We start from the raw sequence: 24066 nt of genomic DNA, 5'->3' as shown, positions 1-24066 counted from the left end.
CCCCTGCCCTTACGAGGTGGAAGTTGACTTATAGGTATAAGTGCTAAGACCCTTCATTGACTTTATACGTGCGCACACGGCTTCAACGGTAAGGCCGGTTTCCTGGCGTTGCTCTTTAATCGACCCATGCTCGACGAAAATATCCGGCACGCCCATCAGGTGGACATGCGCATCATATATCTCATGCTCTGCAAAGAACTCCAGCACCGCACTGCCAAGGCTGCCGGCCTGGCTCGCTTCTTCCAGCACCACCATCCCCGTTCCCGCATGTGCCAGATCAAGCAGCATGGTGTTATCCAGCGGCTTCAGGAAGCGCGCATTCACCACACCGACCTGAATCCCTTCACGCTTCAGCACTTCTGCCGCCTCTTCAGCAACCTGAACCATCGGGCCGCAGGCAAGCACGGCATAATCCTCACCAGGACGCAGACGTTCCCAGGTGCCGATAGGCAGACTGTGCAGCTCAGCATCCATAGCCACACCCGTGCCGTTAATCCGCGGATAACGGTAAGCAATCGGTCCTTCATTATAGTCCAGCGCCGTCTTCATCATGTGGCGCAGCTCATTCTCATCCTTCGGCATCATAAGCACCATGTTCGGGATATGACGCATAAAAGCGATATCGTACACGCCCTGATGGGTCTCCCCGTCCGCGCCGACGAAGCCCGCACGGTCGATGGCGAACATAACATTGGCATTATGGCGGCAAATGTCATGAACGATCTGATCATAGGCACGCTGCATGAAGGTGGAATAGACGGCAAATACCGGCTTCATGCCTTCCATAGCCAAGGCCGCACATAATGTGGCGGCATGCTGCTCCGCAATCCCGACATCAATCATCCGGTCCGGGAATTCCTTGGCGAACGGGAAAAGTCCCGAGCCGCCCGGCATCGCCGGTGTTACGGCAATCAGCCGCTTGTCCTGATGCCCCAGCTCAATTAACGTCTGTCCGAAGACTTCCGTGTACATCGGATTGCCGACCGCTTGAAGCACCTGGCCAGATTCGATTTTGTAGGGGGAAATGCCGTGCCATTTATAGGAATCGACTTCCGCCGGTTTGTAGCCCTTGCCTTTGGTGGTAAGCACATGCACCAGCACAGGCCCAGATACATTATCCGCCTGATGGAAGGTATCGATCATCTTCTCCAGATCATGACCGTCCACGGGTCCCAGATAGGTAAATCCGAGTTCTTCAAACAGAACACCGGGCACCAGCATGTTCTTCAGGCCGTCCTTCACATTCTGCGCAGTCTTCGCCAGACGTCCGCCGATGGCCGGAATTTTCTTCAGCAGGCCTTCGACCTCGTCCTTGGCCCGCAAATAATGACGGTCTGAACGGATCTTGCTTAGATAGTTATGCATAGCCCCTACATTCGGAGCAATCGACATTTCATTATCATTAAGGATAACCATCAGCTTGCGGCCCTCATGTCCAATATGGTTCAGGGCTTCAAAAGCCATACCGCCGGTAAGGGCACCGTCGCCGATCACGGCAATTACCTTATTGTCTCCGCCCTTCAAATCACGGGCCATCGCCATACCCATGGCTGCGGACAAAGAGGTACTGCTGTGTCCGGCTTCCCAGACATCATGCTCGCTCTCTGTACGCTTGACGAAGCCGCATAATCCGCCGTGCTTGCGCAGTGAATCGAACCGGTCCTGGCGGCCGGTTAATATTTTGTGGACATACGCCTGATGCCCTACGTCATAAATCATTTTGTCCCGTGGACTGTCATAACAGTAGTGCAGGGCCAGTGTAAGCTCCACGACGCCCAGATTGGATGCGAGATGCCCTCCTGTTACAGACAGCTTCTCGATCAGAAACTGGCGGATCTCCTCCGCAAGTGCAGCCAGTTCCCCGACTGATAGAGATTTAAGTTGCTGAGGATCATTTATTTGTGGAAGCAGCACGAGTATTCCCCGCTTTCCTAGATGTTGTAAAATATAAACCCCATTATAACACAAACGAAACGGCTGTCGAAACACAGCCGTTTGCGAAACTTCATTTAGTGATCGCGTGACATCAAATAATCGGCAATTTCCAGCAGCCGGGACGGGTCGTTGAACCCGCCTTCCAGGATTGCATCTTGCGCCGCTGCGGTCAATTCCTTGACCTCCGCGCGCGAAGCCTCCAGGCCGATGAAATACGGATAGGTTACTTTGTGCTGCTTGATATCACTGCCGGTTTTTTTGCCGAGCTTGCTCTCATCGCCGATGAGGTCCAGAATATCATCCTGAATCTGGAAGGCCAGGCCAATCTGTGTGCCGAACCGGCGCAGGGCTTCCAGCTGCTGCTCATTCGCACCGGCGATTCTGCCGCCCGCAAGCAAGGAGAAGATCATCAGATCGCCGGTCTTGTGCAGATGAATGTACTGAAGCTGCTGCAGATCGGTCATGCCCTGCTCGCCTTCCATATCAGCTACCTGACCGCCGACCATACCGCGCGGGCCGGCCATCTCGGCCAGATCCTCCACGATGGACAACACGCGCTCTGCCGGAACTCCATGCTTACGGGAGGCTTGTACCACACTGTAAAACGCATGGGTCAGCAGCGAATCCCCGGCCAGAATGGCCATGGCTTCCCCGAAGACCTTATGGTTCGTCAGCTTGCCGCGCCGGTAATCATCATTATCCATCGCCGGAAGATCGTCATGAATCAGAGAATAGGTGTGTACCATTTCAATCGCTGCTGCTACAGGCAGCGCAGCTTCACGGCTGCCGCCCAGCGCTTCGCAGGCAGCGGTGACCAGCAGCGGCCGCAGGCGCTTACCACCAGCTTGCAGTGAGTATTCCATCGACTCTCTTAGGACCTGGGGGACGTCCCATTGCTCCGGTACAACCCCGCTGAGAGCAGCGGCAACCCAGCGGCTAACGTCTGCTATATATTCCTCCAGCGGTTCGCGGCCCTGCGCCGCTGCCGAACCGCCCGATGGCTCAAGCTCAGAATGACTCATCGCTATCGCCTTCCAGCCGGTTGCCGAATGGCTTCTTGCGAAGTTCGCCATCCTCCACAGTGATCATTTCAATCTTGCGTTCCACTTGCTCCAGCTTACTGCCGCATAGCTGCGAGAGCTTCATTCCCTGCTGGAATAAATCAATCGCCTTCTCCAGGGGAACGTCACCGTGCTCAAGCTCACGCACGATACCCTCCAGGCGCTCCATAGCTCCTTCAAAATCCAGTTCAGCTTCCTTCGCCATTCGCTTTGCCATCCTCCTTCATTCCCCATACGTGGCAGTTTAGTTGTCCGTCATTAAGCTTTATGTTGACCACATCGCCAAGCTCTACTTCCTTCAGCGATTTGATTAAATGCTGCTCCTTCTCGTCATACACAAGGCTGTAGCCCCGTGACATGACCTTAAGCGGGCTGAGCGCATCCAGATGGCGCAGCTCTGCCCCGAACCGCGCGCGCTTATCTGCAAGGCGCGCCTGCATGGCCGCCGTCAGCTCACGGGTGAGGCCATCCGTGCGCCGGCGGGCAGCGCTGACGCTGCTAAGCGGATGGAAGCGCTGCAGGCTCTGGTGCAGCAGCGCGCTGCGCCCCTGCGCGCGGCTGTGCCTTGCCTCTGCTGCGCGGAGCAGGGCCGCGCGCAGCATATCCAGCCGCTGCGCGTGCTGGGCCAGCTGCCGGCGGGGGCCGGCCAGCGCCAGCGAGCGCTGCAGTGCAGCGAGGCGTTCGCCGCCGCGCTGCGAGCGGCGCAGCAGCCCTTGGCGCAGCCGCTGCCGGGCCATGCGCAGCTGCCCGGCCAGCTCGGCTGCGCTCGGCACAGCGAGCTCCGCCGCTGCCGTAGGGGTGGCCGCCCGGAGATCGGCGGCGAAATCGGCGATCGTGAAGTCGGTCTCGTGGCCCACGGCCGAGATGACCGGAATCCCGGAGGCCGCAATCGCCCGGGCAACGGCCTCTTCATTGAAGGCCCACAGCTCCTCCAGGGAGCCGCCGCCGCGCCCGACGATCAGCACATCGGCCTCTCCCATGGCATTCAGGTTCTGTATGGCCTGTACAATGGACGGTCCAGCCCCCTTACCCTGCACTAGTACAGGGTGGAGTACAATCGCAACCTGCGGGTAGCGCCGCTGCAGGGTGATGATGATATCCCTCACAGCCGCTCCTGTCGGGGAGGTCACAACCCCGATGCAGCGCGGGAATTGCGGCAGCGGACGCTTGCGCTCCGCTGCGAACAGGCCTTCCTTCTCCAGCTTGCTCTTCAGCTGCTCGTAAGCCAGATACAGGCTGCCGATTCCGTCAGGCTGCATATGTGTCGCATAGAACTGGTATTGCCCGTCCCGTTCATATACAGTCACATTTCCCCTGGCGATTACCTTCGTGCCTTCCTTCGGCACGAACGGCAGCCGCGAGTTATGTGAAGCGAACATGATGGCTTTGATCCGGCTGCTCTCATCCTTCAGCGTGAAGTACATATGCCCGCTTCCGTGATGGGTGAAATTCGAGATTTCACCGCGAATCCATACGTCGGACAGCAGCACATCCGAATCCAGCTTCATACGGATATATTTGTTAAGCTCCTTGATGGAGTAGATCTGCCGCTCTGCCGCCATAAGTCCGGCCTACTTCAGGCCGCGGCGGCGTTTGGCCGCGATCAGCGTGTTGCTCATCAGCATGGTGATGGTCATCGGTCCCACTCCGCCCGGCACCGGCGTAATGAACCCGGCCACTTCCCGGGCACTCTCATAATCGACATCGCCGGCAAGCTTACCGGTATCCAGACGGTTCATGCCGACATCAATCACAATCGCACCCGGCTTCACGAACGAAGCATCGATGAAGTTGGCCCGTCCAATCGCTACCACCAGGATATCGGCCTGACGGCTAAGCTCAGCCATATTCGCTGTGCGCGAGTGGCACATGGTTACTGTGGCATTCTCCCGCTGTAACAGCAGAGATACAGGCTTGCCGACAATATTACTGCGGCCGATCACTACCGCATGCTTGCCGGAAATGTCCGTACCGGTCCGCTTGATCAGTTCAATAACCCCGGCAGGTGTACAGGGAAGCAGACTGTCGTCCCCGATGACGAGGTTCCCCACATTGACCGGGTGGAAGCCGTCCACATCCTTCTCTACCGAGATGGCGTCAATCACAGCCTTCTCTTCAATATGCTTCGGAAGCGGCAGCTGAACGAGGATGCCGTCAATATCGCTGCGGCCGTTCAGGTCTGCCACCAGTGCCAGCAGCTCCTGCTGGGTGGTAGCTGCATCCAGCCGGTGCACCTCGGAATGGAAGCCCAGTTCAATACAAGACTTCTCCTTGTTGCGCACATAGACCTGGGAAGCCGGATCTTCACCGACCAGAACGACAGCCAGACCCGGCTTCACGCCGCGCTCCGCTAAGTCTGCAACCTCCCGGGCAATCCCGATCCGAATGTCGTCCGATACCTGTTTACCGCTGATAATCGCTGCTGTCATGTAAGTCTCTCCCCTATTGTCTATTGAAGGCTTATAAGCCTGTTACTGCCGCTTGCTGTGAATCTGAATCCGAAGCTGAAGCTGAACTACAGCTCAGCTCTAAGCGTGTCCACATCCTGAATCATTTTACCGAGGACACCATTCACGAATTTACCGGAATCTTCTGTACCGAAATGCTTGGCCAGATCAATCGCCTCATTGACGGACACCTTGGCCGGCACATCGCTGGCGAAGATCATCTCGAAGGTAGCCAGACGCAGAATCTGACGGTCTACACGTGACAAGCGGCTCATCTGCCAGCCCTTGAGATAATGCTCCAGCATATCGTCAATCGCCATTTTGTGCTCCCACACGCCGTTGACATGCGTAACTACATATGCCTTCAGTTCAATCTCATCTGTAATAACGCGCTCGGTTTCATTCTCATCTGCCGCTTCTTCAATCAGCATGTCAACCGCTTCGGTAACCTCTACATCGTTCATTTCCATCTGGTACAGGCTTTGTACAATAATTTCTCTCGCTAAACGTCTCTTCATGTGTTCCTCCTACGAACTAACCTCTTGTTTTGGTGTTACAGATTACAACGATTATAACCGGACCAGCTTCTATACTACATTTCCTCACATAAACAACCGCATAGGCTGATATAAGAGCATTTATACCCTTGTTTTTCTCAAAAAGCCCACTCCGGGCAATTTATATTGCCTTTTCAGCAAAAAACCGCGCAGCCTTTCTTCCGCAGGTCAGCAACTCAAAGTAACGGGTTCCAGGCTTCCGGGAGAAAGACTATCGCGGTTCATTTGAAGGGACGCCAGCGTCCGGACAGCCGCTCTGCGATCTCCTGCCATTGAAACAGGGGACCCTGCGCGGTATCCTTTCGTTTGCCGAACGTATATCCGATGAACACTACCAGTGCAAAGAACAGCATATCCCAAAAACCGCTAATCAGATAAATCAATCCGAGAAAGACACCGAAGGCAACTCCGGTAATTCTACCCCCGTGACTTTCCCATACTTCTCTCCAGGACATAAGGGAAACTCACCTCTATTCCACTCGACTTTTGAAGCTTGGTGCCTGTGTGAGGTTAGCAATGTATACAGACACATCTGCAACCGGAATTCCGGTTGTCTCCTGTACGAAATCATGTACCTGGCGCTGTACATCCGTAGTAAGCAGCGGCAGTGAATGCTCACCGTCGACGACCGCCCGGATCATAATCTCAAGACCCGCCTGTGAGACACGGATGCGCGATTTCAGGTCGCGGATGCCCTTCACTTTGCCCGCAGCCTTCAGACTCAGGTTCTCAATGGTCTCCATTGAGATCTGAATATCCCCATACTCTGTACGCTGATCCACTGACGGCAGGGAAGCGCGGTCGCGGCGCAGGGAGATGTAGAAGAAGCGGATGCTCAGCAGGAACAGAATGACCGCCACCGAGATCGCAGCGATATAGACCGCCGGTCCGTCCGAAATCTCATACTTGTCCGGAATGACACCGCTTAAGAGGAGGATGGCAGTTACAGATAGTATTCCAATGCTTAAGCTGTACAGGAACAGCAGAAGCCTGTCCAGAATTTTGGCCACGAGTCTCACAACCTCCTTAAATTAAGGTAAACCCTCGACGCACTGTCGGGGGTTTATGGAAGAACTGAACCCTTACTTCACGCGGATAACCGCATCCGTGTCCTCGCTCTTGTCAATGCTTGTATTGCTTTTGAACTGCACATCATGGATATGCACGTTCACTTCCACAACGGTCAGACCGGTCATGGTTTCGATGGAACGCTTAACATTGCGCTGAATTTCAGCAGCCACTTCCGGAAGACGGTAGCCGTATTCGATAATTACGGACACATCCACCGCAGCCTCGCGCTGTCCAACCTCAACCTTAACCCCTTTGGACAGGTTCTTGCGTCCGAGAAGCTCCACGATTCCGCCGGCGAAACCGCCGCTCATTCCGGCCACACCTTTCACCTCAACGGTTGCCAAACCGGCGATAACCTCGATCACCTCTGGAGCGATCTGGATTTCACCGATTTCCGTACGTTCAAATTCTGTCGGCAATGTACTCATTTGGACTTCACACCTTTCCAGCAAAAAAGTTGTAGGGGCACTTCAAGCGGGCAGTACGCCTCTTATTAAACATACTATATCATTTGACGAACTTTATGACAAACCATGAGAAGCCGTCCTAAACTTCATACTCCTCAAGGAACTTGATATCGAAGTTCCCGTCCAAAAACACCGGATGCTCCAGCAGTCTCTGGTGGAATGAAATGGTGGTATGTATGCCCTCCACCGCAAATTCAGCCAGTGCACGCTTCATCTTGGCTATAGCCTCTTCCCGGGTCGGTGCCCAGACGATCAGCTTGGCAATCATGGAGTCATAAAAAGGTGAAATGGTATAGCCCGGATACGCCGCGCTGTCGACCCGCACCCCAAATCCGCCCGGTGGCAGATAGAAGCCGATTTTGCCCGGAGACGGCATGAAATTACGCTCAGGGTCCTCGGCATTAATGCGGCATTCAATCGACCAGCCGTTGATTACAATATCCTCCTGGGTGAAGGAAAGGGGATTACCTTCCGCTACTGAGATCATTTCCTTAATGAGATCGACGCCGGTGACCATCTCCGTTACCGGATGCTCCACCTGAATCCGTGTATTCATCTCCATGAAATAGAAATGTCCGTCAGGACCCAGCAGGAATTCCAGGGTACCTGCCCCCGAGTAATTAACCGCCAGTGCAGCCCGTACCGCCGCTTGGCCCATCGCATCGCGGACCTCCGGGGTAAGTACGGCGCAAGGCGCTTCTTCGATCAGCTTCTGGCGGCGGCGCTGCACAGAGCAGTCACGCTCGCCCAAATGGACGACGTTGCCGTGATTATCGGCGATGATCTGAATCTCCACATGCTTCATGCCGGTCAGGAATTTCTCCAGATAGACTCCGGCGTTGCCGAAATTCTTCTGCGCTTCCTGCTGGGCAGCGGTAATCTGCTTCACCAGTGACTCTTCATCCTCGGCGATGCGGATGCCCTTGCCTCCGCCGCCTGCCGTAGCTTTGACGATAAGCGGGTACCCGATATCACGGCCGAGCATCACGGCTTCCTCTAAGTCACCGACAATCCCGTCCGAGCCCGGTATAATCGGAACTCCGGCCAGCTTCATCGTTTCTTTGGCAACAGCCTTGTCGCCCATCCGGGTAATCGCATCCGGAGACGGGCCGATGAAGGTAATGTTACAGGATTCACAGATCTCGGCGAAATCCGCGTTCTCGGCCAGGAAGCCATAGCCGGGGTGAATAGCATCGCATTCCGTCAGCGTGGCAACGCTCATAATATTAGTAAAGTTCAGATAGCTGTCCTTGGCGGGCATCGGTCCGATACAGTACGCCTCATCTGCAAGACGGACATGCAGGGAATCGCGGTCCGGCTCCGAATAGACAGCCACGGTGGCAATACCCAGCTCGCGGCAGGCCCGGATAATGCGGACCGCAATCTCGCCGCGGTTGGCAATCAACACTTTTTGAATGTTCATGCGTTTCCTCCCAAAGTTTAGCGAAGCTTGCAAGCTCCTCTTCATTCTCGCGGCAATTATTCCGCTCTCACCAGAAACAGCGGCTGACCGTATTCCACCAGTTGGCCGTTCTCAACCAGGACAGAGACAATCTCGCCCTTCACTTCGGCTTCCAGCTCATTCATCAGCTTCATCGCTTCAATGATGCAGACCGTAGATTTCTCATTCACCCGGTCTCCGACATTAACAAAGGAAGGCGTCTCCGGTGAAGCGGCACTATAGAAGGTCCCAACCATCGGCGAGACGATTTTATGTAATGCGCCTTCAGCGGAGGTTGCGGGCTGCTGCGCCGCAGCAGGAACTTCACTAACAGCCTGAGGGGCAATAATCTGCGGACTTTGCGGCTGCGGGGCTGGCGTAAAGGGGTAGGTATAAGGAGCCGCCTGAATTACTGTTCCTTCAGCTTCAGAGCGATCCGGTTTACGGATTGCCAGCTTCATACCTTCGCTTTCAATCTCCAGCTCGTGCACGGAGGAAGTCTGGTCCAGCAATTGAATCAATTCCTTAATCTCGCTTAACTTGAACATTGGGTAGTTCACTCCTTCAGCTTTCTCTCGAAGCCATTTTGGGACGCTGGCTGAGCAGGGTACGATATCCGTTCTGACAAGCATACCCGTAACGCGGGTCTGCTCTGTAATTCTCTTGAATCGCTACCTTGTGTAACCGCTGCCTGCGTAATCTTCTTTTTCTATACATCGATAACTTTATGTATTATATCACAAACGCTAGAAATGGAAAGAGCCTGGGACGCGCCCGGGCTCTTTCGGCATTTTATTCTATTTTCCCTGATTTTATTCAGCTGGCTTACTGCTCCGAGACGTATTGGACCTTAATCTTGTCCTGGGTAACGCTCAGTTCCTTCATTACAAAATCCACGATGCCGACCGCCTGCTTCACATCCAGCTTATCGCTAAGCACCACGATCGTGTAGGCGTCACCGGCTTCTTCTTTCACAATGGCCTCACCGTATTTTTGTTGAAGCTTCTCTTCAATCCCGGTGATCTTGGACTCTTTCTCTTCCAGCTTGCTGAGCTGCTCCTGGGCTGCTGCATTCTCAGCCGGTGTCTTATCCATATCGTTAATCAGCGCCAGCAGATCATTGTGATCCTTCAGGTTCTTCTGTTCGCGTTCGTACAGGTAGTTCGTGAACAGGCTGCTCGCCGATACGCTCTGCGAAGCCACTTCATCCAGAATCGCCTCGTCGTCCTTCGCCGGAGTCTTGTCTACAGCGGCTGACGTATCCTTGCTGTCTTTGCTGTCCTTAGTATCCTTGGCATCCTTGGTGTCCTTATTTTCCTTGGTATCCTTGCTGCCAGCCGTATCCTTGCCTTTATCAGCCGTAGTAGTGGCCGCCTTGTCCGTTGCAGCAGTTGTATCCTTGGCAGTGTTACTGCTGTCAGCAACCACACTGCTGTCATCTATCACGGCCGGAGTCGTGCTGTCATCCGTTGCCACTGTCGATGCCGCTTCATCCTTGGTGGTCTTGCTGCTGTCATCCACGGTTCCTACTGCAATTCCTTTGTCCGTGCTGACCTCTTTGATGACAAGTCCGCTGTCCAGCGTAGTCGCGGTTCCGCCGCCCGTTCCGTCTTTTATAGTGTCCACTTGGATGCTGCCTGCGGTTTCTTTGGGGATGGGAGCCCCCGTATCTTCCGTGAACAGATAATATGCAGAGAGCACTACCATCAAACTGAGCATAGAAACCAGCCAAATCGTTTGTCTTTTGCCCTTCATTGTTTATACCTCCTATAATTTTGTTGCCAGCCCTCTTGTCGTCTGTGTCATGTGTATCGTACAAGCCTCTTCTGTTAAAGCATATGCCGGGGTTGCCGGAGACATGCCTATTCCTGCTTGCGCGGGACAACAGAAATCCGGTAGACCGGTACGTTAAGCCCTTTTTCAACCGCCTGCTCAATCAGACTGCGCACGACCTTGTTCTCTGCCCCTTTGGCGACCACCAGCACTCCCCGTACCTGAGGCTTCACCCGCTTGGTGATGATCGGAGCCTCATTCCCTGACTGGCTGTAAGTGACGATCTGGCCGTCCCTGGTGTACTGGGTGGTATGGCGTTTACCGCCGCTGGCATCCGTTTCTTCACTTTGCTGCTGCGAGTCGTTCATATTGCGCTGCACGATAATCTCCTCTGTGGAATCTACGGTGACCATGATATCCACAGTACCGACCCCCACGATTTTCTCCAGAATCTCCTTCGTGCGGTTCTCCATCGCCAGTTCGATGCTGTCAAAAGAATTCGCGCTCCCGGTCTCCTGCTGCAGGACTGTCTGCGAGGTCCCGCTGTCCGGCGGTTCACGCCCTGTGTTCTCGTTGTTCAGCTTCTTCACATTCACGAAGGAGTTGAACAGCATAATTGCAACACCCAGCAGGCCGATAATGATCAGCCAGCGGAAGGTGTGGCTGCGCTTCGGGCTGCCGTTGCCGCCTCCGGCCCACTGCTCCAGCTTTTTCAGCCAATTGCCCATTGATTTCCCTCCTTCAATTATGATTTCACGGTACCGCCCCCGCTGCTTTGCACCTTGATCAGAGCGGGGTCCAGATTCCAGTTCTTCTCCAGCAGTTGGATAATTGTTCCGGCTTCTTCCGCCTGGGTCTCCTGCACTCCCTCAGTGCCGCTCCCGGAAGAGGAGGACGCCGGAGCCGAACCACCACCTGAGGATGACGCTTCCTGCGCTTCACCCTCTCCCCCGCTGCCTTCCAGGCTGACCTGGACCGGCTCCACAGGGTTAATCTGTATCGGCCCGGCTGACGGGAGGGATGATGCGCCCCCGCCCTGGACAGCGCCTCCAGAGGCGCTCTGCTCCGGCGGAAGCGCTACTGTGACCGAGGAGATCAGCGGCACCTCCTCGCCGAGCGGCGCATTTGGATTCGGGCCCATGGCCAGGGCCACCGTAACCTTCACCCCGCCGAGCCCGGTGCTCCCGGCAATCTGGTCGCGCATCTGGCCGGCGATTTCCTCTGCAGCCAGCTTCAGGCTCTGGTCGCGGGCTCCGGCAGCCAGCATCCGCCCGTCTGCCAGAATCTTGTCCAGCGAATCCGGGGCGCCCCCCGCCCCGCTCAGCAGTCCCCCGTTTCTCTCCTGCTGCTGCATCGCCACGGTCAGCTCCTTGCTGGCATCCCCCTTCAGCAGAGAGATTATCGGGCTTAGCATTGTCAGCAGAACCAGCAGGCTGAGCACCAGTCTGGCGTAGCGTTCCATGGATTTGCTGGGCAGCAGCATCTCCACGAATGCAGCCATCAGCACGACGAGAATCAGCTCATGGAGCCAACTGCTGAGCCAGGACATGGCGCACCTCCTTGTCATTTCGTTCTAGCGCATCATCACGGTCACATTGCCCGCAGTCAGCATAATGGTTACCGCCAGGAAGAACATCAGCGAGACGGCGGCCAGCGCCGCGAAGACATAAATCATGCTTTTGCCGATCGTCTGCAGGCAGGTCACGATCGGTGTCTCGCCCAGCGGCTGCATAACGGCGGCGGCCAGATTGTAGATCAGGGCAAGGATCAGAATTTTGATTGCCGGGAACGCACACAGGAAGAGGATAATGATCACTCCCGACAGCCCGATGGCGTTCTTCACCAGCAGTGAGGCCGAGATGACCGTGTCCGTGGCATCCGCGAACATTTTTCCGATCACCGGCACGAAATTTCCTGTAATATATTTGGCTGCGCGTATGGTCACTCCGTCTGTAACCGAGCTGGTAATCCCCCGGACGGAGATCACGCCGAGAAACACCGTCAGCAGCACCCCGAGCAGCCCGGCTCCGATATTGCGCAGCAGATTCGCCAGATGGGTCAGCTTGTATTTCTCAGACATGGCGCTCACCAGATGCAGCACCGCCGAGAAGAACAGCAGCGGGAAGACCAGCGTATGAATCAGCGTGCCTACGGTATGGATCATGAATACGATCAGCGGATGGGTCACCGACACCGTGACGATATTGCCCATTGAGGCCAGCAGCGCGAACAGCAGCGGAATCATAGCCATCATGAAGTCGATCATCCGGTCGATGGCATCCTTGGCATAGCCGATAGCGACATTGAAGCTGTTAACGGCGATGACCAGCACCACCATGTAGCAGAGCATATAAGCAATCTTGCTGACAGATTTCCGTTCAAAAGCGGTCTGAAGCGTCTCCAGAATCATACTCAGCACACTGATCATCACAATCGTGACCAGCAGCTTGCCGTTGTAGAGCACCTCATGCCACATGAAGTTCATCAGGCCGGACAATACGCTTTTGAAGCTTAAGCCCTTATCCCCCGGCAGCAGCATATCCATCAAGGAAGGTGTCCGTCCCTCCGGGAAAAACCCACCGTAATCCTTCATCAGCTGGTCCCAGTAAGACTCAACTTTGTCTTTTGGCAGATGCTCCACCTGCCCTTTCACCCACTGGTCAACAGGAGACGCCAGACCTCCACTGCCGCCTGTAGCCGGAGCTGAAGGAACAGGGGACCCGCTTGCAATACTTGCCACACTTCCCGCGCTTGCAGCATTCGCAACACTTGCCGCACTTGCCGTGCTTCCACACAACAGAAGCAGCTGGAGCACCAGCAGCAGGGCTAGCAGAAGCAGGAGCGCCTTTCCCCCTTTTGGCGGCCGAAAAATACTATGCTCCTGCATTCCCCTCACCTCCGCTCTACTCCAACTTGTCCGGCATGTCCGCTGTATCAGGCTGGCAGCAGCTTCATGACCGTTTCAATAATAATGCTGATAATCGGAACAGCCAGCACCATGATCAGCACCTTGCCGGCCAGCTCAATCTTGGAAGCAATCGATTCCTGCCCGGCATCCCTCACGATCTGCGCTCCGAATTCCGCGATATAGGAGATGCCGATGATTTTGAACACCGTTTTGATGTGGATCATTTCCATCCCGGAGGACTCTGCCACCCGCTCCAGCGTACCGAGAATCGTTCCGATCTTGCCGATCAGGAACAGGAAGATCAGGATGCCGGCCGCAGTGGTCAGCAGGAAGGCGAATACCGGCTTTTGTTCCTTCAGGACGAGGATAAGGACCGTCGCCAAGATGCCGATTCCCACAATCTGAATGATTTCCATAACTCCAGCCTATTGAAAAAGAAAAATCGTTTTGATTTCCTGCAGCAGCCCATCCAGCATCCGGATGACCATGAACAGGACGATGATAAAGCCGACAATCGTTACCCAGTGGGCGATATCCTCTTTGCCCATCTGCTTAAGCACCGTATGGATCATGGCGATAATGATGCCGATGCCGGCAATCTGAAAGATCGCGTTGACTTCAATATTCATTCCTGGCACCTCGCTAAAAGATCAAAATGACGATCAATGCTCCAAGCAGCAGACCCAGGCTTTTACTCACCTTCTCATACTTGCCCTGATCTTCTCTGGCCACTGTCTCCTCCTGCTTCAATTGCTGTAAAGCCAGTGCAATATGCGTGCTCTGATTCGGCCGGTCACTGGTTCCGAGCGTGCAGCTTAGCTGCCGGATGATCTCCTTCTCCGTGCCCTGCAGCGATGCGCTGCTCCAGTGGGCTTCCATCGCCCGCCGGATGGCCTCTTCCGCACTGTAGTTATGCGGCGGGTTCATCTCCTCCGCCGCCGTAAGGAAGAAGGCCCGCAGCGGCTCCTTCGTCTGCATTCCAATCCGGCGCAGCGCCTCCGGCAGCGGCGTGTAGCCGTACTGGATCTCGGTCTCCAGCCGCTGGAGCGCTGCAATCAAGGCCCGGATATGTCTCGGCCGGTCGGCATACTGGGCAGCCCGCTTGAAGCCGGCCAGGGTTCCCGCCAGCACGATCAGTACCGCGCCAAGCAGCTTAAGCATGGCGGTCACCCCCTGACACCGGCTGCTGCTCCGGCGAGACCAGCAGCAGAGCCCGCTTCTGGGCGTCCAGAATGCGGAAGGACAAGCCAGAGGCTCCGCGGTGCAGTATCACATACCGCTCGAACATCCGGTGCTCCAGCAGCCCGCCAAGTCCGGGCCGCCGGGCAAGCTCGGACACTTCCTTGCCGTGCGCAGAAGCGACCACCGAGATCCCGGCGTGCAGCGCCTCGGTCACCGCCTCTGCATCCTCCATGCGGCCGATTTCATCGGCGATAAGCACATCGGGCGACAGGGAGCGGATCATCATCATCATGCCCTCCGCCTTGGGGCAGCCGTCCAGAATGTCCGTACGCGGCCCGACATCGAAGGCCGGAATTCCCCGGCGGCTGCCTGCGATCTCAGAGCGTTCGTCGACGATGCCGACCTTCAGCCCCGGCCGGCTGCCTTCCCGGGCGCCGCTTGTACCTGCCGACAGCTGCCTGGCCAGATCGCGCAGCAGCGTAGTCTTGCCATGCTGCGGCGGGGACAGAATCAGCGTATGCATCACACGCTGCCGCCCCCGGTCCAGCAGATACGGCAGTACGCCGTCGGCGATGCCGTGCACCTCACGGGCAATCCGCACGTTGAAGCCGGTAATATCACGCAGATGCTCCACGCCGCCCCCGCTAAGCACCGTCCGGCCGCAGAGACCGATCCGGTGTCCGCCCGGAATCGTGATGAAGCCCTTGCGCAGCTCCTCTTCCATCGTATAGAGGGAATGATTGCTGATGAGGTCCAGCAGCCGGTGCGTATCCTCCCGGTCCGGCCGGTAGGCCTCGCCGGGAAGCTGGGTCAGGGTGCCGCCGGCACCGATGAAATGATACTTGCCGGAATAGTTGATCTCCAGCGGCCGTCCCTCACGGACGCGAATCTCCTCCACATTGTCCAGGAGCGCAGCGGGGAGGCCGCCGAGCAGCGCTCTTACTTTTTCGGGAAACAACAGAAGCCAGTCATTTGCCATACCAGGTACCCCCAAGCTGTCCTCTACTAAATAGCTTTATTTCATATTTATGCTTGTACTTATGCTTTATGCCTATCATCTATCATTTCTTGAGAATACCGAATAAGAGAATAGCCACCCCGCAGCCAATCCAGCCGAGCTTCCCCCAGGACAGCTGCTCTGCCATCCCTGTAAGGCCCACAGCCGTGGTCAGAATGAGAATCGTAGGGCCGACAAGCGCCAGTCCCGAATTGACAGCCAGTGCCTTATCCACCTGATTCAGCTTCAGCATAATCAAAGCCGCCGCAATCTCTACACTGCCAGACAGCAGCCGCAGGGCCGACATCCAGCTTACATACTTGTCCAAATATCCCATCTCCCTTTTCCAAATCTATGGGCCCGCCCGCCATTTCACTGCAAATCAAACAAGCTGTTATCCATGGATATGCGGAAGGGGGCGACTTTAGACAAGAAGAAATGGGGATACTAGCACAGATTTCAGGAGGTGTGAAAGATATCATAGTGCCGCCCTCCATAAAAAAATATCATCGGTATGATAAAATTAATTTTTCCGCATCCAAAGATAACTGAGCAAAGAAGGGGATCACAATCATGCAAGTTCGTAATTTCGTAGTACCGCTTGTATCAGGAACGATAGGCCGACAGATAAAAGAGGTGGCTATTATTGTATTTTCAGCCTTTCTGGTAGCAGCCGGGCTCCGCCTGTTCCTGATTCCGCATCAGCTGCTCAGCGGCGGTGTAGCCGGGACAGCTTCCATCATCGGGTATTTGACCCATCCAAAGTATATTTCGTTGTATTATTTCGCCATCAATCTCCCGATCCTGATCTGGGGCTTCGTCGCCGTGGGCAAAAAGTACATCTGCTATAGCATGCTGTCTGTACTCTCCACCACCTGGTTCCTGAACGTGATCCCTGTGGTGAAGCTTACCAAGGACCCGATTCTGGCCAGTATCTTCGGCGGGGTGATTATTGCGGGAGGGGTTGGCTTCTCTCTGCGGGCGGGAGGATCTTCCGGGGGCTTCGACATTCTCGGCTCCATCATCACCCGCAAGCGGGATATTCCCATGGGGACGGTGCTGTTCGTTATGGACGGTCTCGTCATTCTGTGTCTGGGCTTCTTCAAAAGCTGGGATTCCGCGCTGTACGCGATGCTCTGTATCTTCGTCAAAAGCCGGGTGGTGGACATGATCCACATCCGCCATATCAAGCTGACCTGCTTCATCGTCACGAAGGAGCGCGAGAAAATGCTGAACCGGCTGACCAGTCTGCCGCACGGCATCACGGTTGTGAACGCCGAGGGCGGATACAGTCATGAAGGCAATACGATGCTGATGACCGTAACCACCCGCTATGAGCTGGCAGATCTGCGCAAGACGATTCTGGAGACCGATCCGAAATCCTTCGTTAACGTGCTGGAGACCGTGGAGATTATGGGCAGGTTCCGGCGGCTGAGCTAGCGAGTGCATGGTGCAGGCCATTCCTATCCTTATGTATGATACACAAAAGAGTGCTGTTCTCCGCTTTTGCGGGTAACAGCACTCTTTTTGTTTTGCGTCTTAGGCCTATTGTTGAATTATAATCTGCGGCTTAGCGGCGGTCCTGTGGACCTCCAACGAAGGCTTGCTCTTGTGTATCCAGGTTATAGGCGGTATGCAGCGCCTGGATGATCTGCTGCAGGTTGCCGGATTCAATCACACAGGATACCTTGATCTCGGAAGTGCTCACCATCTTGATGCTCACGCCTTCATTCGAGATCACCTCGAACATTTTGGCGGCAACCCCCGGGTGGCTGACCATCCCGGCGCCGACAATCGACACCTTGACCAGACTGTCCTCGGAAGTCACTTCACGGTAAGGCAATACGCTGTGCAGCCCTTCGATGACCTCTTTGGCCTTCACAAGATCTCCAAGCGCTACAGTGAAGGAGAAGTCAGCCGTCTTGTTCTGCACTCCGCTCTGCACGATAATATCGACATCCACACCTTCATCGGCCAGCTTGCCGAATACCTGGGCGAGTACCCCCGGCACATCTGGGACTCCCAGAATACTGATCCGGGCCACATTTTTATCATAGGCAATTCCGCTAACTACTACACCTTGCTCCATGCTTGCTTCCTCCTTCACCACAGTACCTTCATTATGGTTAAAGCTTGATCTTACGACCAGCTTCACTTGATATCGTTTGGCATATTCCACGGCACGCGGATGCAGCACGGCTGCACCGAGATTCGCCAGCTCCAGCATCTCGTCATAGGAGATTTCCTTCAGCTTGCGCGCCGTCTTCACAATCCGCGGGTCAGTAGAGTAGATTCCGTCTACATCGGTATAAATCTCGCAGACATCCGCCTTGATGGCTGCAGCCAGCGCAACCGCTGTCGTATCTGAGCCTCCTCGGCCCAGCGTAGTGATCTCGCCATCCAGCGTCATGCCCTGGAAGCCGGCTACAATCACAATCTGCTCCCGCTCCAGCGACTCCAGCACCCGGCGCGGAACAATCTCACTGATCCGTGCCCGGCCGTGGGTCTCATCGGTGCGGAACCCGGCCTGCCAGCCTGTATAGGATACGGCATTCCGGCCGATCCCGTGAAGCGCGATCGACAGAAGCGCTACGGAGATCTGCTCCCCGGTAGTCATCAGCATATCCATCTCGCGTGCGGGGGGCTGACCGTTCAGCTGATTCGCCTGATCGATCAGATCATCTGTGGTATCTCCCATAGCGGAGACCACCACAACGCAGCGATGTCCTTCATCCTGCTTGGCTGCGATCCGCCCGGCGACCCGCTTCATACGTTCAATGTCGCCGACGGAGCTGCCCCCGAATTTCATGACATAAAGTGACAAAGTTCCATTCACTCCCTATTTCGCTCTAAAGTAGCTTAAATTTTGGTTAATGCTTTAACACAGTATAATACGAAAATCATAACATGCGTTAATGGTTTCACAAAATAAAATGCCCATTTTTGATGAACCCGGCCTTAACCCCGAACCCGCACGGCCGGAATCAGGTGCACTAATGCTCCTCATTTGCTCATCCAGCCCGCTTCGGCCCAATTCAGGGGCACTAATGCTCCTCATTCGCTCATCCAGCCCGCTTCGGCCCAATTCAGGGGCACTAATGCTCCTTATTACTCACCTACACCCCATATTCGCCCCACCGGAGACGTCCGTCAGAGGGTTTTATCCCTTTGTTTCCCATTATGCCGTACGCTTTCTGCAAATCTGAGGGACTTACCCCTTTAATCCCCCCGTTCAGCTAACATTCCGCTGAATCAGAGGGATTTATCCCTTTCAACATTTTCATCCTTTTCCCTTCACTTCTTCCCTCTCTCCCAGCCTGACACAGCAAAAAGACCTCCGCCGCATCAAGCGGGGAGGCCCTCAAGTTACATCTGAAATCCAAAAAGGCTCTACGCGCGGGAGATATATTTACCTTCGCGGGTATCGACCAGAAGAACATCTCCTTCATTGATGAACAGCGGTACCTGGACCGTATGACCGGTCTCCAGAACAGCGGCTTTGGTCGCGCCTTGAGCCGTGTTGCCCTTCACGCCCGGTTCGGTCTCAGTTACCTTCAGCTCTACGCTGGTCGGCAGGTTGATCCCGAGGATTTCGCCCTGGTAGCTGACGATATTCACGGTCATGTTCTCTCTGAGGAAGTTAAGCTCCCATTCAAGCTGCTTGGCTGTCAATTCGAACTGGTCATAAGTCTCGTTGTCCATGAACACATGTTCAGAGCCGCTTGCATACAGGTACTGTACGCCACGGTTCTCGATAATGGCGCGGCCAATGGTTTCACCGGCACGGAACGTGCGCTCAACCGTATTGCCGTTACGCAGGTTCTTCAGCTTGGAGCGGACGAAGGCTGCGCCTTTACCCGGCTTCACGTGCTGGAAATCTAGGACGGTGAAGATGTCCCCTTCTACTTCTACGGTCAGGCCTGTCTTAAAATCGTTAACTGAAATCACAAAAAATCCCTCCTGGAATCCATAAATGAACTGAATGATAGTGTCTTACAGTACCAAATAATCCTTCGATGAATGTGTCAGCAGCGTGATGCCGCTCTCGGTAATGACAATATCATCTTCAATCCGTACGCCGCCAAGGCCCGAGAGATAGATTCCCGGTTCTACAGTGACAACCATCCCCGGCTGGATGACTTCATCTGCCAGCTTGGACAAGCGCGGCCATTCATGTACTTCCATCCCGAGACCATGGCCTGTGCTGTGGCCGAAGTATTCACCATACCCGTAGCGGGTGATGATATCTCGGGCCAGGGCATCACATTCACGGCCGGTCATGCCGGGCTTGATATGCGCCAGCGTATGAAGCTGCGCTTCAAGCACAATATCGTAGATCTCCTTCAGCTTAGGGTCCGGTGATCCCAGAGCAATCGTGCGGGTCACATCGGAGCAGTAACCGTCCAGGAGCGCGCCGAAATCGAAGGTGACGAATTCGTTGTTCCCGATAACCTTGCTGCTCGCTACACCATGCGGCATAGCTGAACGCTCACCGGAAGCGACGATTGTATCGAACGAAGACGAAGTTGCGCCATGCGTACGCATGTAGAATTCCATTTCCAGATCGACATCGCGTTCCGTCATACCCGGCTTGATCACATTCAGGATATGACTGAAGGTGGCGTCTGCCAGATCGGCAGCCCGCTGCATCACAGCCAGCTCTTCCTCGTCCTTGAACATGCGCAGGTTCTCAACAGCCTTCGATACCGGTACCATGGCTGCCGGGGCAAGAGCCTCCGCATAAGCGGTGTACGCACTGAAGGTCACATCATCCTGCTCGAAGCCGACACGGACTTGTCCGCCCTTCGGCAGCAGTTCCCGCACGGTGTCAATGAATTTCGAGTCATGCTGTACCACCTTGAGGCCATTCACCTGTTCCGAGGCCTGTGTCATATACCGGAAGTCCGTCAGCAGATAACTGTCATCACCGGTAACCAGTACGTACCCGGAGGAGCCGGTGAACCCACTCAAATAGCGGCGGTTATATCCGCTGGTAATTAACATCGCATCCAGTCCCAGTTCCTGCAGAACCTTACGCAGCTTGGAGACGCGCTTGTTGCCCATTTTCATTCTCCTCTCGAAATAGCCACATTGTATTTTACCATAGCGGCAGGCCAACTGAGAAGTTTTTTCGAAGGGCCTAGGCCAGCTTCGTCTGCTGTTCGCGTTTGCGTTCATCCGTATACTCGATTGCCGCTGTATATCCGATGAATAATCCCCAGAGCAGGAAGAGACAGAATTCGCTGATCACCGTGTCCCACGGCAGCTTGAACGGCGGCTGGAGCAGGAATAAGCGCGAGCAAGCCAGGAACAGGACCGACCACCACAGCACCCCGTATATCATCCCAGGCCAAGGTCCGTTAAGCTTCCGGAGAATAAACACGTAGATCAGGGAAGCTAATACGGAGAGTACAATGAAGCATAAATATCCGAGCAGATGCCCGGCAGGGGTCAGCAGAAATTCATGCTTGAAAAAAGGCTCCGCCAAAAATCCCGGAATGACCTTAGTGAAGTGCAGAACATACATCAGCCAGTGCAACCCTCCCCAGATTAAACCGGCGAAATAACCCAGTTCAATGGAGAAATAAAAAGGATTCGTCTGGACGCTCTTGTGCTTGCTTGAAGAACTCATAGAGCTCCCTCTCTTTCGGTATGGGGTTAATCCGGTTTCCACTCCGCTCTCTACAGCTAGTATGTACAGCTAACGGCAATCCAACTAGTAATGTGTTTAAAAATTAGTTACAATGTATTATATAAATCATATCAATATACGGGAAGGTGAATTGGTTGTCCCAGGAAACTCCCAGTTACGGCGGCCAAGCCGTCATCGAAGGCGTCATGTTCGGCGGCAAGCATGTCAACGTAACAGCCGTAAGACGAAAGAATCAGGAGATTACATTTTTGGAGGTGCCGAAGAGCGATAAGAGCTGGGTCCTTAAACTGCGCAAGATTCCGCTGCTTCGCGGCATTGTCAGTATTATAGATTCCAGCGCCAAAGGCTCGAAGCATCTGAACTATTCGGCAGAATCCTATGCCGAGGATGAGACGGAGCCGGAAGAGCTTGCCAAGCAGCAGGCGAAGAACAAGAAGAAGGACGAAGGTTGGAGCCTCGGAATGATCTTCGGCGTAGCTATAATGGGGATTCTGTCTTTCCTGTTCGGTAAGCTGATTTTCACGCTGGTCCCGGTATTCGTAGAAGATTTTTTGTTCAAAAATGTATTTGACAACTATATTCTGCACAACCTTGTGGAAGGCGGCATCAAGCTGATTCTCCTGCTCGTCTATCTCTGGGCGATCTCGCAGACGCCAGTGATCAAGCGGCTCTTCCAATATCACGGAGCTGAGCACAAGGTCATCAGCGCCTTTGAAGCCGGTGAAGAGCTGACCGTAGCGAACGTACAGAAATACAGCCGTCTGCATTACCGCTGCGGAAGCAGCTTTATGATGCTGACGATTATCCTCGGTGTAATTATCTACTCGGTCGTCCCGTGGGATTCCCTGATGGAACGGGTGCTTCAGCGTATCGTTCTTTTACCGGTGGTCATCGGAATCTCGTTCGAGGTACTGAAGGGCACGAATGCGGTAAGAGATATTCCCGGCCTTAAGTATCTGGGATACCCGGGCCTGTGGCTGCAGCTGTTGACTACCAAGGAACCTAAGGACGATATGGTAGAGGTGTCGATCGCTTCCTTCAACCGGATGCGGGAGCTGGACGCTGCAATTGAAGCAAAAGGATATTCGGAGGCAAGTGTGTCAGGCGGCATTTTGGATCCTGCGAAAGGATGATTAGCCAATGATCAGACATGCTTTGATATTTTGGATTACGACAGCTCTTGCCGTATGGGGCTTTATGGTAGATATTATGGCACGCGGCCTGATGGCCCTGTCCATCTTCATCTTACCCCTGATTCTGTTGGGACTGTTGTATTACGCCTACAAGGTAGCCCCCGGCAGAATGGGAGGCGGACCCGGACGTCCGCGCACTAAGGTTAAGCCTTCGGCCAAGACGATGTCCAAGGTTGCCGGCATCCGCAAGACCACTGGCTCACCAGGCAAGCGCAAAAGCTATCCCTTCCAGGTCATCGAAGGCAGTAAGGGTAAGAATGACGATCAGTTGCCCAAATATCACTGAATACTGAATGTAACGAAGCAGAGCTGCAAAAGGCATCCCCACGTGATTTCATCACGTGGGGATGCCTTTTTTCTGGTAAGATAAGAATTTATATGTTGTGGCTTAGTTACCGCCTTGGAGCAGCGGGCTGAAGGATTGCCCTCCTGGTGTAGGACGGCGGTGCCGGACGATAGTTAGCGAAGAACTCTTCTCCGGCTGCGATGCCCGCCGTATACAAGGCGTCCGTCTGTGCCTGCGTGATATGAAACTCGGTGGTGGAGATGCCCAGCGTAGGGATTTTGACCGTACGAACGAATTTATCCGTCTCAATATACCGTTCATCATGCGCGGAGAGCATTGTCTCCACCATCGCCTCCAGCATGCTGAACGGCCCTGTAATATGATGCGGCTGCGGAGCTGTCTTCCCAATCAGCTGATAGCCTATGGTTGGTGTCCTGCGCAGCGGTGAGAGGAAGCCGTCCTTCTTCTCATCGAACAGCCAGAGCGGAAAATTACTCAGCACTCCCCCGTCCACCATATAGACCAGCTGCCCGCTGAACGATTTCCCCCGGGCCGCCTCTCCGGCCAGCCGCAGGATCACCGGATCGAAGAAATACGGAATGCTGCAGCTCATCCGCACCGCCTTGGCAACTTCGAAGCTGTCAGGCTCGATCCCGTACAGCACCAGATCATCTGGCAGCACCACAATCCGCCCGTTGGTGATATCTGATGTAATCACCCGCAGCTTGCCGCGCGGCAGATCCCGGAACGTAACAACCCCCTGCTCCAGCAGCAGGTTGCGTATCCACGCTTCCAGCGCCTGGCCTGAGTACAGCCCCTTCTTGAGCAGCACACGCAAGGCCGGCCCAACGAAGGCGGTGTTGTAGAGCGCTCCCCGCTTCAGGAAGGAGGTGAACGGTGTACGCCGGATAATCCGGCTCATGGTCTCTCCGCTGTACCCCGCTGCCAACAACGAGGCAATGATCGAACCGGAAGAGGTTCCTGCTACCCGCCCGAAGGTACGGCCCGCGCGTTCCGTCGCCTCCACCGCACCTGCCAAGGCAATTCCTTTGACTCCCCCGCCTTCAAATACCGCGTTAATCTCCATACATGGCA

At 54.8% G+C, this 24066-nt stretch carries 28 protein-coding genes; 3 read left to right on the top strand and 25 right to left on the bottom strand.

Annotated features, from left to right (window positions below; genetic code table 11):
* Window positions 1-9: 9 nt before the first annotated feature.
* The 20 genes from dxs to MKY64_RS05560 all read right to left on the bottom strand — a co-directional run bounded on the left by dxs (window position 10) and on the right by MKY64_RS05560 (window position 16176).
* Window positions 10-1914 carry a 1-deoxy-D-xylulose-5-phosphate synthase gene (gene dxs / locus MKY64_RS05655; RefSeq protein WP_036731946.1) on the bottom strand — a complete coding sequence of 635 codons (1905 nt, stop codon included), beginning with the start codon at window positions 1912-1914 and terminating at the stop codon, window positions 10-12.
* A 95-nt stretch (window positions 1915-2009) separates the two neighbouring features.
* Window positions 2010-2957, bottom strand: coding sequence for a polyprenyl synthetase family protein (locus tag MKY64_RS05650; protein ID WP_340951475.1), 948 nt, complete (start codon window positions 2955-2957; stop codon window positions 2010-2012).
* Complete coding sequence (gene xseB, locus MKY64_RS05645) at window positions 2944-3201, bottom strand: exodeoxyribonuclease VII small subunit (RefSeq protein WP_036731943.1); 258 nt, start codon at window positions 3199-3201, stop codon at window positions 2944-2946. The genes MKY64_RS05650 and xseB overlap by 14 nt, the downstream gene beginning before the upstream one ends.
* Complete coding sequence (xseA, locus tag MKY64_RS05640; RefSeq protein WP_209871152.1) at window positions 3185-4558, bottom strand: exodeoxyribonuclease VII large subunit; 1374 nt, start codon at window positions 4556-4558, stop codon at window positions 3185-3187. Before xseA ends, xseB begins: the two co-directional genes overlap by 17 nt.
* Window positions 4559-4567: 9 nt before the next feature.
* Window positions 4568-5425 (bottom strand): bifunctional methylenetetrahydrofolate dehydrogenase/methenyltetrahydrofolate cyclohydrolase FolD, encoded by an 858-nt coding sequence (gene folD / locus MKY64_RS05635; protein ID WP_036698383.1) that lies wholly within the window; start codon window positions 5423-5425, stop codon window positions 4568-4570.
* A gap of 86 nt (window positions 5426-5511) precedes the next feature.
* Window positions 5512-5961, bottom strand: coding sequence for a transcription antitermination factor NusB (gene nusB / locus MKY64_RS05630; protein ID WP_036698385.1), 450 nt, complete (start codon window positions 5959-5961; stop codon window positions 5512-5514).
* Window positions 5962-6221: 260 nt separating this feature from the next.
* Window positions 6222-6455 (bottom strand): DUF2273 domain-containing protein, encoded by a 234-nt coding sequence (locus MKY64_RS05625; protein ID WP_036698387.1) that lies wholly within the window; start codon window positions 6453-6455, stop codon window positions 6222-6224.
* 15 nt (window positions 6456-6470) lie between these two features.
* A complete protein-coding gene (amaP, locus tag MKY64_RS05620) occupies window positions 6471-7010 on the bottom strand; it encodes an alkaline shock response membrane anchor protein AmaP (protein ID WP_036698389.1) in 540 nt (179 codons plus the stop codon).
* Between the two features lie 72 nt (window positions 7011-7082).
* On the bottom strand, window positions 7083-7499 hold the full coding sequence (locus tag MKY64_RS05615) for an Asp23/Gls24 family envelope stress response protein (protein ID WP_036698392.1): 417 nt from the start codon (window positions 7497-7499) through the stop codon (window positions 7083-7085).
* A gap of 118 nt (window positions 7500-7617) precedes the next feature.
* Window positions 7618-8961, bottom strand: coding sequence for an acetyl-CoA carboxylase biotin carboxylase subunit (gene accC / locus MKY64_RS05610; protein ID WP_036731935.1), 1344 nt, complete (start codon window positions 8959-8961; stop codon window positions 7618-7620).
* A gap of 56 nt (window positions 8962-9017) precedes the next feature.
* Window positions 9018-9527 (bottom strand): acetyl-CoA carboxylase biotin carboxyl carrier protein, encoded by a 510-nt coding sequence (gene accB, locus MKY64_RS05605; protein ID WP_036698397.1) that lies wholly within the window; start codon window positions 9525-9527, stop codon window positions 9018-9020.
* Between the two features lie 277 nt (window positions 9528-9804).
* The gene (locus MKY64_RS05600; RefSeq protein ID WP_036731932.1) at window positions 9805-10734 is read right to left on the bottom strand and encodes a SpoIIIAH-like family protein; all 930 of its coding nucleotides are present in this window, start codon (window positions 10732-10734) and stop codon (window positions 9805-9807) included.
* Between the two features lie 107 nt (window positions 10735-10841).
* Window positions 10842-11480, bottom strand: a complete 639-nt coding sequence (spoIIIAG, locus tag MKY64_RS05595; RefSeq protein WP_340951471.1) for a stage III sporulation protein AG — start codon at window positions 11478-11480, stop codon at window positions 10842-10844.
* Window positions 11481-11497: 17 nt separating this feature from the next.
* Window positions 11498-12301 (bottom strand): stage III sporulation protein AF, encoded by an 804-nt coding sequence (spoIIIAF, locus tag MKY64_RS05590; RefSeq protein ID WP_340951468.1) that lies wholly within the window; start codon window positions 12299-12301, stop codon window positions 11498-11500.
* Window positions 12302-12325: 24 nt separating this feature from the next.
* Window positions 12326-13639 carry a stage III sporulation protein AE gene (gene spoIIIAE, locus MKY64_RS05585; RefSeq protein WP_340951465.1) on the bottom strand — a complete coding sequence of 438 codons (1314 nt, stop codon included), beginning with the start codon at window positions 13637-13639 and terminating at the stop codon, window positions 12326-12328.
* A gap of 47 nt (window positions 13640-13686) precedes the next feature.
* Window positions 13687-14076, bottom strand: coding sequence for a stage III sporulation protein AD (spoIIIAD, locus tag MKY64_RS05580; RefSeq protein ID WP_036698407.1), 390 nt, complete (start codon window positions 14074-14076; stop codon window positions 13687-13689).
* A gap of 9 nt (window positions 14077-14085) precedes the next feature.
* Complete coding sequence (gene spoIIIAC / locus MKY64_RS05575; protein ID WP_020426549.1) at window positions 14086-14289, bottom strand: stage III sporulation protein AC; 204 nt, start codon at window positions 14287-14289, stop codon at window positions 14086-14088.
* 13 nt (window positions 14290-14302) lie between these two features.
* Window positions 14303-14821, bottom strand: a complete 519-nt coding sequence (gene spoIIIAB, locus MKY64_RS05570; RefSeq protein WP_036731925.1) for a stage III sporulation protein SpoIIIAB — start codon at window positions 14819-14821, stop codon at window positions 14303-14305.
* The gene (gene spoIIIAA, locus MKY64_RS05565) at window positions 14814-15821 is read right to left on the bottom strand and encodes a stage III sporulation protein AA (protein ID WP_340951461.1); all 1008 of its coding nucleotides are present in this window, start codon (window positions 15819-15821) and stop codon (window positions 14814-14816) included. Before spoIIIAA ends, spoIIIAB begins: the two co-directional genes overlap by 8 nt.
* Before the next feature lie 82 nt (window positions 15822-15903).
* Window positions 15904-16176, bottom strand: a complete 273-nt coding sequence (locus tag MKY64_RS05560; RefSeq protein ID WP_036731920.1) for a YqhV family protein — start codon at window positions 16174-16176, stop codon at window positions 15904-15906.
* Window positions 16177-16412: 236 nt separating this feature from the next.
* Between MKY64_RS05560 and MKY64_RS05555 the strand changes: the two genes are divergently transcribed.
* Window positions 16413-17279 (top strand): YitT family protein, encoded by an 867-nt coding sequence (locus tag MKY64_RS05555; protein WP_200869602.1) that lies wholly within the window; start codon window positions 16413-16415, stop codon window positions 17277-17279.
* A 130-nt stretch (window positions 17280-17409) separates the two neighbouring features.
* Here MKY64_RS05555 and MKY64_RS05550 read toward each other — a convergent pair whose 3' ends face one another.
* The 4 genes from MKY64_RS05550 to MKY64_RS05535 all read right to left on the bottom strand — a co-directional run bounded on the left by MKY64_RS05550 (window position 17410) and on the right by MKY64_RS05535 (window position 21471).
* Entirely contained in the window at window positions 17410-18663 is a 1254-nt protein-coding gene (locus tag MKY64_RS05550) for an aspartate kinase (RefSeq protein ID WP_036731918.1), read from the bottom strand.
* Window positions 18664-19229: 566 nt separating this feature from the next.
* Window positions 19230-19787 carry an elongation factor P gene (efp, locus tag MKY64_RS05545; protein ID WP_036731916.1) on the bottom strand — a complete coding sequence of 186 codons (558 nt, stop codon included), beginning with the start codon at window positions 19785-19787 and terminating at the stop codon, window positions 19230-19232.
* A gap of 45 nt (window positions 19788-19832) precedes the next feature.
* Window positions 19833-20903: a M24 family metallopeptidase gene (locus MKY64_RS05540; RefSeq protein ID WP_036731914.1), complete on the bottom strand. Its 1071-nt coding sequence runs from the start codon at window positions 20901-20903 to the stop codon at window positions 19833-19835.
* A gap of 76 nt (window positions 20904-20979) precedes the next feature.
* A complete protein-coding gene (locus MKY64_RS05535; protein WP_036731912.1) occupies window positions 20980-21471 on the bottom strand; it encodes a YqhR family membrane protein in 492 nt (163 codons plus the stop codon).
* Between the two features lie 206 nt (window positions 21472-21677).
* On the opposite strand from MKY64_RS05535, the gene MKY64_RS05530 reads away from it, so the two are divergent.
* Both MKY64_RS05530 and MKY64_RS05525 read left to right on the top strand, forming a co-directional pair.
* Entirely contained in the window at window positions 21678-22625 is a 948-nt protein-coding gene (locus tag MKY64_RS05530; protein WP_143803754.1) for a DUF1385 domain-containing protein, read from the top strand.
* A gap of 7 nt (window positions 22626-22632) precedes the next feature.
* Window positions 22633-22971, top strand: coding sequence for a hypothetical protein (locus tag MKY64_RS05525; RefSeq protein WP_340951458.1), 339 nt, complete (start codon window positions 22633-22635; stop codon window positions 22969-22971).
* 106 nt (window positions 22972-23077) lie between these two features.
* Here the strand turns inward: MKY64_RS05525 and MKY64_RS05520 are convergent, their stop codons facing one another.
* Window positions 23078-24058: a patatin-like phospholipase family protein gene (locus MKY64_RS05520; RefSeq protein ID WP_051478598.1), complete on the bottom strand. Its 981-nt coding sequence runs from the start codon at window positions 24056-24058 to the stop codon at window positions 23078-23080.
* Between the last annotated feature and the right edge of the window lie 8 nt (window positions 24059-24066).

The sequence above is a fragment of the Paenibacillus sp. FSL R7-0210 genome (genome assembly GCF_038009085.1).
GTDB lineage: Bacteria > Bacillota > Bacilli > Paenibacillales > Paenibacillaceae > Paenibacillus_AQ > Paenibacillus_AQ silagei.
Note: the sequence above shows the minus strand (reverse complement) of the source record. Positions and strands in the feature narration are given on the sequence as shown.